10 protein-coding genes and 1 tRNA gene are annotated in these 13315 nt (G+C 65.7%); 7 read left to right on the forward strand and 4 right to left on the reverse strand.

Annotation, left to right across the window (positions count from 1 at the left end; translation table 11 throughout):
* Positions 1-165: 165 nt before the first annotated feature.
* Together CLI93_RS09300 and CLI93_RS09305 are read right to left on the reverse strand one after the other, a co-directional pair.
* A tRNA-Gly gene (locus tag CLI93_RS09300) sits at positions 166-241 on the reverse strand.
* Between the two features lie 129 nt (positions 242-370).
* A complete protein-coding gene (locus CLI93_RS09305) occupies positions 371-1243 on the reverse strand; it encodes an alpha/beta hydrolase (RefSeq protein WP_238945781.1) in 873 nt (290 codons plus the stop codon).
* A gap of 282 nt (positions 1244-1525) precedes the next feature.
* Here CLI93_RS09305 and CLI93_RS09310 point away from each other — a divergent pair, with 282 nt between their 5' ends.
* On the forward strand, positions 1526-4513 hold the full coding sequence (locus CLI93_RS09310) for a DUF2339 domain-containing protein (protein ID WP_172425541.1): 2988 nt from the start codon (positions 1526-1528) through the stop codon (positions 4511-4513).
* 2 nt (positions 4514-4515) lie between these two features.
* On the opposite strand, the gene CLI93_RS09315 is transcribed toward CLI93_RS09310, so the two are convergent.
* On the reverse strand, positions 4516-5007 hold the full coding sequence (locus tag CLI93_RS09315) for a DUF4304 domain-containing protein (RefSeq protein ID WP_095542187.1): 492 nt from the start codon (positions 5005-5007) through the stop codon (positions 4516-4518).
* 31 nt (positions 5008-5038) lie between these two features.
* Complete coding sequence (locus CLI93_RS09320) at positions 5039-6103, reverse strand: AI-2E family transporter (RefSeq protein WP_095542186.1); 1065 nt, start codon at positions 6101-6103, stop codon at positions 5039-5041.
* A gap of 340 nt (positions 6104-6443) precedes the next feature.
* On the opposite strand from CLI93_RS09320, the gene CLI93_RS09325 reads away from it, so the two are divergent.
* The 6 genes from CLI93_RS09325 (at position 6444) to lpdA (ending at position 13176) form a co-directional block, all read left to right on the forward strand.
* A complete protein-coding gene (locus tag CLI93_RS09325) occupies positions 6444-9326 on the forward strand; it encodes a 2-oxoglutarate dehydrogenase E1 component (RefSeq protein ID WP_095995873.1) in 2883 nt (960 codons plus the stop codon).
* Between the two features lie 106 nt (positions 9327-9432).
* Complete coding sequence (odhB, locus tag CLI93_RS09330; RefSeq protein WP_095542184.1) at positions 9433-10659, forward strand: 2-oxoglutarate dehydrogenase complex dihydrolipoyllysine-residue succinyltransferase; 1227 nt, start codon at positions 9433-9435, stop codon at positions 10657-10659.
* Positions 10660-10663: 4 nt separating this feature from the next.
* Complete coding sequence (locus tag CLI93_RS09335; RefSeq protein WP_238945780.1) at positions 10664-10933, forward strand: BrnT family toxin; 270 nt, start codon at positions 10664-10666, stop codon at positions 10931-10933.
* Complete coding sequence (locus CLI93_RS09340) at positions 10930-11157, forward strand: hypothetical protein (protein ID WP_143326377.1); 228 nt, start codon at positions 10930-10932, stop codon at positions 11155-11157. The genes CLI93_RS09335 and CLI93_RS09340 overlap by 4 nt, the downstream gene beginning before the upstream one ends.
* Positions 11138-11752 carry a hypothetical protein gene (locus tag CLI93_RS14890; protein ID WP_143326998.1) on the forward strand — a complete coding sequence of 205 codons (615 nt, stop codon included), beginning with the start codon at positions 11138-11140 and terminating at the stop codon, positions 11750-11752. Before CLI93_RS09340 ends, CLI93_RS14890 begins: the two co-directional genes overlap by 20 nt.
* Positions 11749-13176 (forward strand): dihydrolipoyl dehydrogenase, encoded by a 1428-nt coding sequence (gene lpdA, locus CLI93_RS09345; RefSeq protein WP_095542182.1) that lies wholly within the window; start codon positions 11749-11751, stop codon positions 13174-13176. Before CLI93_RS14890 ends, lpdA begins: the two co-directional genes overlap by 4 nt.
* Positions 13177-13315 lie beyond the last annotated feature (139 nt).

Raw genomic sequence — 13315 nt, forward strand, 5'->3', positions numbered from 1 at the left:
CATCTGTTAGCCAGCAAAGGCGCGATTCTATGGGGTGTTGGGGGAGGACATCCGTGCCTGGGCAGGTCAGGGCGGGCGCAGGGCCTGTGCATTGGCACGCGCATGAAAAAAGGGCCTGCAAGGCCCTTTTTTATGAAGCAACCGCCGCTGGCGATTGTTTGAATTTGGAGCGGGAAACCGGTCTCGAACCGGCGACCTCAACCTTGGCAAGGTTGCGCTCTACCAACTGAGCTATTCCCGCATTTGCCAATGCCACACAGCTTGTGTGTGCATCAGCGAAAGCTGAGATTATAAGGGTGTTTTTTGGCATGTTCGGTGAAATGTGAAAATTTTTTTGCGCCTGCCCGAAACGGGTTCTCAAAACAGGTTCTCACCCATGCTGCGCCAGCCATTGGCACAGGGCGCTGTCGGCGCGGCCCAGCCCGTCGAGCACGGTGTAGTGGTTGGTGCCAGGCAGGGCCAGTGCGCTGCCTTGGTTGCCAGCGCCGTGCCATTGGGCCAGGAAGTCTTGCGACTGGCGGGCGAACTCGCTGCTTTCGTCTGCGCCCCAGGTCAGCAGGGCCTGGGCCTGGCTGGGCTGCACGCCAAACATGGGCGAGTTGCGCGCGATGATGCCGCTGTCGAGCTGGATGGCCGGCTGCAGGTAGCTATAGCGCAGCGGGGCAATGTCGTAGATGCCGCTGATGAGCAGGGCGGCGCGCGCCAAGTCCTGGGGCAGGCCGTAGTCGCGCTGCCAGGGCGTTTGCAGGCACATGGCCGCCAAGTGGGCGCCGGCCGAATGGCCGGCCAGCGTGATGCGCCCCGGGTCGCCGTTGTACTGCGCGATGTGGCGCCGCACCCAGACCAGGCTGGCGCGCGCCTGGCGGCTGATTTCATCGAGCGTGACCTTGGGGCACAGGGCGTAGTCGATCAGCACCACCGTCATGCCCAGCTCGCGCGGGCCCTGGGCGATGGCGCTGAAGTCGCGCGCGCAGCGCGAGCGCCAGTAGCCGCCGTGGATGAACAGCAGCACGGGCGCATCGGGGCGGTCGGCCGGGAAGATGTCGAGCTTTTCCTCGCGCGTGGGGCCGTAGGGCACGTCCGGGATGTAGCGCCAGTTCTGGCGCACGCGTTCGGACTGCGTCTCGAAGTGCTGCACGATGGCCCCCAGATCCAGCCCCAGCGAGGGGTTGTAGGCTTGGTCGATGGCCTCTTGCGTGGCCAGGTCGCGGTACAGGCTAGGCATGGTGTTGGAGTCGTTCATGGCGTGACGTGTCTGTGCTGAAGAAGGCAAGGCTGCCGAGTATGCCGCTTTGGCCGGGGCTGCGCATGCAGGCCCTACACTCGGGTCGTTGAGATTGGGTGCCCGCGGCGGTGTTTTCGCTCAAAACCTGCAACTGCCGCGTTCTCGCCTTGCACTGTGGCTTTTAAAAACCGCTTCGCAAACCAAATCTCAACAACCCCTAGCGGGCGCCAATCACCAAGCAGTCGATCGGGGGGAGGCCCTATGGATCCATGGATAGAACTGTTTTTCGGGGGCTTTCTCATGGCCTTGCCCCTGGTGTTGCTGTTCATCGGCCTGAGCCTGCACAGGCTGCGCCGCCAGGTGCGTGCGCTGGAACAGCGCAGCCAGCAGCAGCAGCGCCAGATCGAGCACTTGCAGCAACGCCTGATGGCCGGCGCTGGCCCCGTGGCTGCCGCGTCTGTGACGGCGCATGAGCCCACCCTCGCCGCTGCCGCCACCATCGCCCCGATGCCCGACGCCGCTGCCCAACCGGCAGCCAGCGCCACGGCGCAGCAGGCAGCGGATGGGCCGCAAGGCAGTCTGGCTGCCCAGGCCAGGTTGTGGGCGGCAGCGGCTGCCCGTGAGACTGCGGCCCCGGCGGCTGCGCCGCTTGAGCAGGCTAGCGCCGATGCGGTCGCGCTGCGCGATGCGCAGGCCGAAGAGGCGCTGTGGGGCGATTTGCCGCCCCGCCAGCGCCAGCCCCAGCGCAGCCAGCCGCCCGGCAGCACGGCATCCGCTGGGGTCGTGGCCTGGCTGCGGCACTGGTTCAGCACGGGCAATGTCCCCGTCAAGGTGGGCATGCTGGTGCTGTTTGCCGGCGTGGCCGCGCTGCTGCGCTACGCCCATGAGCAGCAATGGGTGCAGTTGCCGATGTGGGCCCGCGTGCTGGGCGTGCAGGCGGCGGCGGTGGCGGGCCTGTGGTTTGGCTGGCGCCAGCGCCAGGCGCGGCGCGGTTTTGCGCTGACGGTGCAAGGCGGCGCTCTGGGCATCTTGCTGCTGACCTGGTTTGCGGCCTACCGCCTGTATGGCCTGTTGCCTGCCGGCGCGGCGTTGGCGGGCACACTGGCCACGCTGGCGCTGACGGTCTGGCTGGCCCTGCGCCAGGATGCGCTGGCGCTGGCAATGTTTGGCGTGCTGGGCGGCTTTCTGGCGCCGCTGTGGCTCAGCAGCGGCGGCAGTCACGTGGCTCTATTCAGTTACTACGCGGCGTTGAATGCGGCGATTTTTGCCATCTGCCTGGGGCGCGCCTGGCAGCCGCTGCAATTGCTGGGCTTTGGCTTCACGTTCGGTTTTTTCGGCCTGTGGCTGATGGCGCAGTCTTGGCCCTTGCCTCAGCAGGCCAGCGCGCAGGCGTTTTTGGCGCTGTTTTTCGCGCTGTACCTGCTTTTGCCAGCCTGGTCTGCCTGGCGGGGCCACGGCCCGGTTCAGCAGCGCTGGCGCTGGATCGACACCGTGCTGGTGTACGGCGCGCCGCTGGCGGCCTTTGCGCTGCAGGCGGTGCTGCTCGAAGGCCAGCGCCGCCCGCTGGCTGCGGTGGCGCTGGCCGCCAGCCTGTTGTATGGCGCGCTGGCCTATGGTCTGCGCCACCAGGCGCGGCTGCGGTCGCTGGTGCGCGACTGGGCTGTGCTGGGTGCGGGTTTTGCCGCGCTTACCGTGCCGCTGGCGTTCTCGGCCCAGGCCACCAGCGTGGCCTGGGCCAGCCTGGCCTTGGCATTGCTCTGGCAGGGCCTGCGCCAGCGCCAGCCGCTGCTGCAAGGCCTGGGCCTGGCGCTGCACGTGCTGGCTTGGCTGGCATTGCAGCAGGCGCGCAACGATGGGGCTGGTATTGGGCAGGGCATGGTCGCCGGTCAGCTGGCCTGGCCGGTGCTCAACCCCTGGTTTGCGACCACGGTGTTCCTGGCGCTGACGCTGCTGGCCGCGGCCTGGTGCCTGGCCCGCTGGCGCCAACGCCCCCTGCACGACCGCTGGGCGCTGGGCTTGCTGATCTTGGGCGTGCTGGAGTTGCTGGGCGCAGGCCTGCGTGAGATCGCGCTGTACAGCGGCGGCGGCACGGCCGAGGCCCTGCGCCTGATGCTGTTGGTCCTGTTGGGCTGGGCGGCGGCGGCCGTGTACCGCTGGAGCCTGCCATTGCCAGTGCTGGCGCGCACGGCGCTGCTGCTGGGCCTGGCCGGGCCCATGTTGCATTGGCTGATGGATCCGAGCCATTGGTATCGGCCACATTCGGTATGGATGGCGTTGGCGCTGGCGATGTACCTGGCCGGCAGCCGTGCTGTGCTGCACTGGCTGGGGCCTGCGCGACCGATCCGCATGGGCGAGCCAGCCCAGGGGCGCGCGGTGCGGGCCTGGCACGCACAGGCCAATACCGCCTGGTGGCTGCACGCCCTGCTGGCGGCCACGCTGTGGCTGTGGCAGGCCGGCGAGGATTGGCTGGGGCCGGATGGCGCACTGTTGCAGGGCTGGGCGCTGCTGCTGGTGGCGGCGCCTGCGCTGGGCCTGGCGTTGTTGCAAATCCGTGCGCCGCAATGGCTGGGCTATGGCGCTGGGCCTGATGCGCTTGCTGCATCTGCTGCGCCCGCCAGGGCCGCTGCCGTGCCAGGTGCAGCCCCAGATGCGGCGCGCCACTGGCCCTTGGTGCTGGCGCGCTGCACGCTGTGGGCGCTGGGTCTGGTGGCTTTGCCCGGCCTGCTGCTGCCAGGCCGGCCTGCGCCGCTGCCGTGGTTGCCGGTGCTCAATCCGCAGGATTTGGTGCTGCTGGCCAGTCTGGCTCTGGCGCTGCGGCTGTGGTGGCCGCAGCAAGGCGCAGGCGTCATTCCGCGCCGGGCCTCCTGGTTGGCAGGCCAGGGCGGCGGGCAGCCCAACGGCCTGGGGGCTTTGCTGGCGCTGCTGTGGCTGAGCAAGTCCGCTCTGGCGGCCGTGCATCACTGGGCCGGCGTGCCTTGGACGCTGCCGGCCCTGCTGCACAGCGCCTTGGCGCAGACGGTGTTGACGCTGCTCTGGGGGGCGCTGGCGGTGGCCGCCTGGGTACAGGGCTCGCGCCGGCGCTCGCGGCCGCTGTGGACGCTGGGCCTGCTGGTCATGGGCGCGGTGCTGCTCAAGCTGGTGCTGCTCGATCGCCAGCACTTGGGCAATCTGTGGGGCATTGCCTCGTTCATGGGCTATGGCCTGCTGTGCGTGGTGGTGGGCTACCTGGCCCCGGCACCGCCGCGCGAGCGCGCCGGCGCGGCCAATGCGCAGGCCGCAGATGCTTGATTTCAGTCGCCCCGCTGGCCGCGCCGCATGCGCTGCTGCAGCCAGCGGCGCAGCCGGGTGAGCCAGCCTTCGGCCAGCGGCGTCACTGCGGGCGGCCGTTGGGCTTCGAACCAGGGCAGGCCATGCTCCAGCACGGCCTGGCGCAGTGCCTGGGCCATGGCTGCGTCGTCGGTATGTGCGTCCAGCTGCCACCAATGGTCCTGGCGGTATTCGGGCAGCAAGAAGCCGATGCGCTGGCGCGTTTGGCATTCGTATTCCTTGGGCCGCTGCAGCAGTGGCTGGCCCGGCATGGGCTGCCAGATGCCCAGGTTAACGGTGAAGCGGCCGCTGTCGCCGTAGTTCCATTTGTTGCCCTGCACCTGCAGCACGGCGATGCGCCCCCCGCCTTCGGCGCGGCGAAAGCTGCGCCCCTGGCGCTCGAAGCCCTGCTCTTTCAGGGGCTGGGCCAGGGCCTGACGAACAATGGCGTCGATGCGTTGGCTGATGGCGCTCATGGAGGGCTCTCCCGGCTTTTTGAACAAGGGCTCAGCGCCCCAGGCTGCCTTCTTCCTTCTTGGTGATGAAGATGGCCCAGATGGACATGAACAGCGCGGCGATGACGGGGCCGGCGACGAAGCCGGTGATGCCAAACAGCGAGATGCCGCCCAGCGTCGAGAGCAGCACCAGGTAGTCGGGCATCTTGGTCTCCTTGCCCACCAGGATGGGGCGCAGCAGGTTGTCCACCAGGCCGATGACGCCCACGCCCACGGCAATCATGATGCCGCCCTTGAGCAGCGAGCCCGTGGCCAGCAGGTAGATGGCCACCGGCCCCCAGACCAGGCCAGCGCCCACGGCCGGCAGCAGCGAGAGCACGCCCATGACCACGCCCCAGAGGATGGGCCCTTGGATGCCCATGGCCCAGAACATCAGCCCGCCGAGCACGCCCTGCACGCCCGCCACGACGATGTTGCCCTTGATGGTGGCTTTGACCACGGCGCTGAATTTGCTGCTCAGCTGGCGGGAGTAGCGCTTGTCCATCGGAATGGCGTGGCGCACCAGCGCCATCAGCCCCGCGCCATCGCGGAAGAAGAAGAACAGCAGGTACAGCATCAGCGTGAAGGCCAGGCCGAATTGCAGGGTGTTCTGGCCAAAGTTCACAGCCTGGGCCGAAAGCACGCGGGCGAGCTGGTTGGCCGCCGCCATGAGCTTGGGCTGGATGTCGGCAAAGCTGTCCAGCCCCAGGCGAGAGAGCAAATCCCAGACGCGCTGGGGCACGGCGGCGACGATTTGTTGGTAGTAGTGCTGGAAGTCGTTGCCCTCGCGGTTGATGCGCCCATAGAAGGCCAGCACCTCCTGCACCAGCGAGGTCAGCACCCCCAGCAGCGGCAGGATGACCACCAGCAGGCACACCAGCAGCGTCAGTAGCGAGGCCAGATTGCGCCGCGTAGGCATGTGCCCCAGGATGCGCTGATGCACAGGCCAGAACAGCACGGCCAGCGTGGCAGCCCAGAAGATGGCGCTGTAGAACGGCCGCAAAAGCACGAAGAAGGCGATCGTCACGGCGATCAGAATGGCCAGAAAGGCGCGGCTGTGCAGGGTGGGCTTATCCATGGTGGGCAGGTGTCGATGCGCATACGCGGATGCGTACACGTATGAAGAGGCAAGAGCGCCACTGTATACGTACCCGCCGCGCCCTGCGCGGCAGCGGGCAAAAGCCTGGCGCCAGCTGTTGTCTGTTGTGGTTTGGCCGCAGCTGGCAGGTTGGCATGGTCACCGGTGGGGGCAAAAGCCGCGTGCCAGCAGCCCGCGGCGGGCAGCAGTGGCACAATGTCGGGGTTTTTTCGGCGCCTTCCAACGCCACTGTCGCATCCGCCAACCGGTCAAGCCGTGTCGCGGAAGGTTTCTCAAACCAGCTAATGCACTTCGCAGAAGTGCGGAGGTCCTGCGGATCATGAGCGATTCATCGACCCTGTACACCCAATATCAGGGCAATACCCACTTGTTTGGCAGCAATGCTCCTTACGTCGAGGAGATGTACGAGAACTACCTGGCCGATCCGACCAGCGTTCCCGATGGTTGGCGCAGCTATTTCGACTCGCTGCAAAACCAGCCTGCCGCCGACGGCTCGCTCACCCGCGACGTGCCGCACCTGCCAGTCATCAACGCCTTTGCCGAGCGCGCCCGCCAGGGCCACACCCAGGTGGTGGTGGCCAGCGGCGCCGATACCGAACTGGGCCGCAAGCGCACGGCCGTGCAGCAGCTCATCGCCGCCTACCGCAACGTCGGCCAGCGCTGGGCCGATCTGGATCCGCTCAAGCGCAATCCGCGCCCGCACATCCCTGAGCTCGATCCGGCTTTCTACGACCTGAGCGACGCCGACCTGGAGACGGTGTTCAATACCAGCAACACCTTCTTTGGCAAGGACACCATGACGCTGCGCGAGCTGCTCAACGCGCTGCGCGAGACCTACACCACCACCATCGGCGCCGAGTACATGTACCTGACCGACCAGGCGCAAAAGCGCTGGTGGCAGGAAAAGCTCGAGAGCGCGCGCACCAACCCGCAGCTGAACGCCGAGGAAAAAATCCACGTGCTCGAACGCCTGACGGCTGCCGAGGGCCTGGAGCGTTACCTGCACACCAAGTACGTTGGCCAGAAGCGCTTTTCGCTCGAAGGTGGCGAGAGTTTCATCGTCGCCATGGATGCGCTGATCGACGCCGCCGGCGTGGCCGGCGTGCAGGAAGTGGTCATCGGCATGGCGCACCGCGGCCGTCTGAATGTGTTGGTCAACACCCTGGGCAAGATGCCCAAGGACTTGTTCGCCGAGTTCGAGCACACCGCCCCCGAGGACCTGCCCGCCGGTGACGTGAAGTACCACCAGGGCTTTAGTTCCGATGTGCCCACCGCGGGTGGTCCGATCCACCTGACGCTGGCCTTCAACCCCTCGCACCTGGAAATCGTCAATCCTGTGGTCGAGGGCTCGGTGCGCTCGCGCATGGACCGTCGCGGCGACCCGCAAGGCAAGCAGGTGCTGCCCGTGCTGGTGCATGGCGATGCGGCCATCGCCGGTCAGGGCGTGGTGCAGGAAACGCTGGCCATGTCGCAAACGCGCGGCTACACCACTGGCGGCACGGTGCACTTCGTCATCAATAACCAGATCGGTTTTACCACCTCCGACCCGCGCGACACGCGTTCGACCTTCTACTGCACCGACGTGGTGAAGATGGTCGAGGCCCCGGTGCTGCACGTCAATGCCGATGACCCCGAGGCCGTGGTGCTGGCCACGCAGCTGGCGCTGGAATACCGCATGACCTTTGGTCGTGACGTGGTGGTGGACATCATCTGCTTCCGCAAGCTGGGCCACAACGAGCAGGACACCCCCATGCTCACCCAGCCGCTGATGTACCGCAAGATTGCCGAGCACCCTGGCACGCGCAAGCTCTATGGCGAGCGCTTGATCGCCCAGGGGGTGCTGCCTGCCGAGGGCCCCGATGAGATGGTCAAGGCCTACCGCGCCGCCATGGAGGCGGGCAAGCACACCATCGACCCGGTGCTGACCAACTTCAAGCGCCAGTACGCCGTGGACTGGTCGCCGTACCTGAACCGCAAGTGGACCGACGAGGCCGACACCGCCATCCCGCTGGCTGAATGGAAGCGCCTGGCCGAGCGCCTGACCACGCTGCCCGAGCATGTCAACCCGCACCAGCTGGTGAAAAAGGTCTACAACGACCGCGCCGCCATGGGCCGGGGCGAAACGCCCGTGGACTGGGGCATGGGCGAGGCCATGGCCTTTGCCTCGCTGGTGGCCAGCGGCTATCCGATCCGCCTCTCGGGCGAGGACAGCGGCCGCGGCACCTTCAGCCATCGCCACTCGGTGATTCACGACCAGCAGCGCGAGAACTACCACGAGGGCGTGTACATCCCGCTGCAGCACATCGCCGAGAACCAGGCGCCGTTCGTGGTCATCGACTCCATCCTCTCGGAAGAGGCCGTGCTGGGCTTCGAGTACGGCTATGCCTCCAACGATCCGCATTCGCTGGTGATCTGGGAGGCGCAGTTCGGCGACTTCCTCAACGGCGCGCAGGTGGTGGTGGATCAGTTCATCGCTTCGGGCGAGGTCAAGTGGGGGCGTCTGAACGGCCTGACGCTGATGCTGCCGCACGGCTACGAGGGCCAGGGTCCCGAGCACAGCTCGGCGCGCATCGAGCGCTTCATGCAGCTCTCGGCCGACACCAACATGCAGATCGTGCAGCCCACCACAGCCAGCCAGATCTTCCACCTGCTGCGCCGCCAGATCCTGCGCCCGCTGCGCATCCCGCTGGTGATCTTCACGCCCAAGAGCCTGCTGCGCAACAAGGACGCGACCTCGCCCATCTCCGAGTTCACCGACGGCAGCTTCCGCACCGTCATTGGCGAGCAGGACGAGGCTGTGCTGGCCAAGGCTGCCAAGGTCAAGCGCCTGATTGCCTGCTCGGGCAAGGTGTACTACGACCTGGTGAAAAAGCGCGAGGAACTGGGCAGCGACGACGTGGCCATCATCCGTGTCGAGCAGCTCTACCCCTTCCCGCACAAGGCCTTTGGCGCCGAGGTCAAGCGCTTCCCCAACGCCAAGGAAATCGTCTGGTGCCAGGACGAGCCGCAGAACCAGGGCGCCTGGTTCTTCGTGCAGCACTACATCCACGAGAACATGCTCGATGGCCAGAAGCTCGGCTACGCCGGCCGCGCCGCCTCGGCCTCGCCGGCCGTGGGCTACGCCCACCTACACCAGGAGCAGCAAAAGGCCCTGGTCAACGCCGCGTTTGCCAAGCTCAAGGGCTTCGTGCTGACCAAATGACACACAGCCAAGGCTGCCGCCCTGCACAGGCCGGCAGCCTTGGCTTATTCTTCGCTTCTCATCTCCCCATCCCCTTTCGCCTCCGAACCCCACAAGAGACATTCCCATGGCCGTCATCGAAGTCAAAGTCCCGCAGTTGTCCGAGTCCGTCTCCGAGGCCACGCTGCTGCAATGGAAGAAAAAGGCCGGCGAGGCCGTCGCCGCCGATGAAATCCTGATCGAAATCGAAACCGACAAAGTCGTGCTCGAAGTGCCTGCGCCCTCGGCCGGCGTGCTCGCCGAAATCGTTGAGGGCGACGGCGCCACCGTCACCTCCGACCAACTCATCGCCCGCATCGACACCGCTGCCCAGGCCGCCGCTGCGCCCGCTGCCGCTCAAGAGGCCTCTGCACCTGCGGCGGCAGCCCCGGCGCCTGCTGCTGCGGCCGCAGCGCCAGCTTCGGCCAGCAAGGCCGGCGTGGCCATGCCCGCCGCTGCCAAGATCCTGTCCGAAAAAGGCATCGACGCTGCCAGCGTGCCCGGCACCGGCAAGGATGGCCGCGTCACCAAGGGCGACGCGCTGGCCGCCAGCCCTGCTGCCAAGGCTGCGGCCAAGCCCGCCGCCGCGCCCGTGGCCCAGGCCGTCGCTGGCGAGCGCCCCGAACAGCGCGTGCCCATGAGCCGCCTGCGCGCCCGCGTGGCCGAGCGCCTGCTGCAATCGCAGGCCACCAACGCCATCCTGACCACCTTCAACGAAGTGAACATGGCCCCGGTCATGGAGCTGCGCAAGAAGTACCAGGACAAGTTCGAGAAGCAGCACGGCGTGCGCCTGGGCTTCATGAGCTTCTTCGTCAAGGCAGCGGTGCATGCGCTCAAGCAATACCCCATCGTCAACGCCAGCGTGGATGGCAACGACATCATCTACCACGGCTACTTCGACATTGGCATTGCTGTTGGCTCGCCGCGCGGCCTGGTCGTGCCCATCCTGCGCGACGCCGACCAGCTCTCCTTTGCCGACATCGAGAAGAAGATCGCCGAGTTCGGCGCCAAGGCCAAGGAAGGCAAGCTCAGCATTGAGGAAATGACCGGCGGCACCTTCTCCATCAGCAATGGCGGCGTGTTCGGCTCGATGATGTCCACCCCCATCATCAACCCGCCGCAATCGGCCATCCTGGGCATCCACGCCACCAAGGAGCGCGCCGTGGTCGAAAACGGCCAGGTCGTGGTGCGCCCGATGAACTACCTGGCCCTGTCCTACGACCACCGCATCATCGACGGCCGCGAAGCTGTGCTGTCGCTGGTGGCCATGAAGGACGCGCTGGAAGACCCGGCCCGCTTGCTGTTCGATCTGTGATGGCATGAGCGCATTCGAGTGGGACGAGGCCAAGGCGGGCCTCAACCTGCACAAACACGGGGAGGCCTTTGCGGAGGCCGCCACTGTGTTTGAGGGCCCACTCGCCCTGAGCTTCTTTGACGATGCCCATTCCATGACCGAAGAGCGCTGGATTACCATCGGTTACTTCTCGTCTTCACGCATGTATGTTGCTGGTTGTCAGCACCGAGCGGCACAGCACTATCCGCATCATCAGCGCCCGCAAGGCGACCTCGGAAGAAAGGAAGTTCTATGAACGGCACAACCGATGATATGCAGCGTGATTACAGCGCGCTTTTTGCCCGCCAGGCGCCCTTGCGTGGCAAATACTTCGAGCAGGCCATGCGCGCCAAACGCCTGGTGGAGATTGATGCCGACTTGCTCGAAGCTTTCCCCAGCGCGCGTGAGTTAAATGCTGCGCTGCGCAATCTGGTAGAGGCCTCGCGGCATGTGCATGCGCTTGCTGCGACACAACCTTGATGTGCGGCCCGTGCAGGCAAGTGAGCGCGATCGCCAGCGATCACGCCTGCGTCGGTTGGCGGAGCAGTGGGCCTTCGTGGCTGTTTTGGGGGTGGCCTCAGTGGCATGGGCGGAAGAGTTCCCGCGCCAGTTCCGGGTGGTCTGTCCTCAGTTGATGCGCATCCCGGATGACTATCCGGATAAACAGATCCTGGAGGGTATTTGTCAACAGCTCAGCCTGCGCACATTTACCTTGACGCATGAAGCAGATGCGCATTGGCGCCTGCATCCAGGCCTTGATGAGGCTTTAGGCGGGTCATCCAATGAAGGCATGGCGTTGGAGCTATCCCATGAATGGAAACCTTATACCTGCCTAACTGCACCGTTTGCCGGGGTTTGCCGAGTGCCGGCGCATACCTTGATCCGCATACCAGGCAGTGGCGCTCAGGTGCAGTCTCAGCATGGCTTTATCTTGGCGATCAATCTGCTTGGCGTTTTTGATCTGGCTCCCGTGCCGTCATGTGCGTCGCATGCTGGAGCAGCCTGTCCTTCTCCAGCTGGGCGAACAGCCCAATCTTCTCTTTCTCCAATCCTTTCCCCTGAAAGCACACCATGAGCAAACAATTTGACGTCATCGTCATCGGCGCCGGCCCCGGCGGTTACATCGCAGCCATTCGCGCTGCCCAGTTGGGCATGAGCGTGGCCTGCGTCGATGCCTGGAAAACCCAGGACGGCAAGCCCGCCCCCGGTGGCACCTGCACCAACGTCGGCTGCATCCCCTCCAAGGCGCTGCTGCAGTCCAGCGAGCATTTCGAGCATGCGCGCGAGCACTTTGCCGAGCACGGCATCAGCACCGGCAAGCTGAGCATGGACGTGGCGCGCATGCTGGCGCGCAAGGCCGAGGTTGTGAAGCAGAACAACGAGGGCATCCTCTACCTGTTCAAGAAAAACAAGGTCAGCTTCTTCAACGGTCTGGCTTCCTTTACCAAAGCCGTTGAAGGCGGTTTCGAGATTCAGGTGCAGGGCGACAAGCCCGAAACCTTGACGGGCAAGCAAATCATCATCGCCACCGGCTCTAGCCCGCGCGCGCTGCCTGGCGTGCCGTTTGATGAAAACGTCGTACTCTCCAATGATGGCGCGCTGGAAATCGCCAGCGTGCCCAAAAAGCTCGGCGTGATTGGCTCGGGCGTCATCGGCTTGGAGCTGGGCAGCGTCTGGCGCCGCCTGGGCGCGGACGTGACCGTGCTCGAAGGCATGCCCGCCTTCTTGCCTGCAGCAGACGAAGCCATCGCCAAAGAAGCCAAAAAGGCCTTCGACAAGCAAGGTCTGAAGATCGAGCTGGGCGTGAAAGTCGAAGAAGTCAAAACCAGCAAGACCGGCGCGACCATCCAATACACCGACGCCAAAGGCCAGGCCCAAAGCCTGAAGGTGGACAAGCTCATCGTCTCCATAGGCCGGGTGCCCCACACCGAGGGGCTCAAGCCAGAAGCCGTGGGGGTGCGGCTCGATGAGCGCGGCGCGATCGTCGTCGATGGCGATTGCCGCACCAGCGTGCCCGGCATCTGGGCCGTGGGCGACGTGGTGCGCGGCCCCATGCTGGCCCACAAGGCCGAAGAGGAGGGTGTGGCCGTGGCCGAGCGCATCGCCGGCCAGCACGGTCATGTGAACTTCGACACCATCCCCTACGTGATCTACACCAGCCCGGAAATCTCCTGGGTGGGCAAGACCGAGCAGCAGCTCAAGGCCGATGGCGTGGCCTACAAGGCCGGCAGCTTCCCGTTCCTGGCCAATGGCCGCGCACGCGCGCTGGGCGATACCACCGGCCTGGTGAAGATCATCGCCGACGCCAAGAGCGACGAAATCCTGGGCGTGCACATCGTCGGCCCGCAGGCCAGCGAACTGATTGCCGAGGCCGTGATGGCCATGGAATTCAAGGCCAGCGCCGAGGACATCGCCCGCATCTGCCATGCCCACCCCACGCTGTCCGAGGTGACCAAGGAAGCCGCGCTGGCCGTGGACAAGCGCGCGCTCAACTTCTAAGAGCTTGCCCTGCTAGGCCGAATCGACATTCATCCGGTATCTTCGGCGGATGTCCAAGACCAAGCATCCGCGGCCCAGCCGCTACGAATTGACCCAAACCCAATGGGAGCGGATCGAAGATCTGCTCCCAGGCAAGGCC

It is taken from the genome of Vandammella animalimorsus, assembly GCF_002288875.1.
GTDB lineage: Bacteria > Pseudomonadota > Gammaproteobacteria > Burkholderiales > Burkholderiaceae_C > Lampropedia > Lampropedia animalimorsus.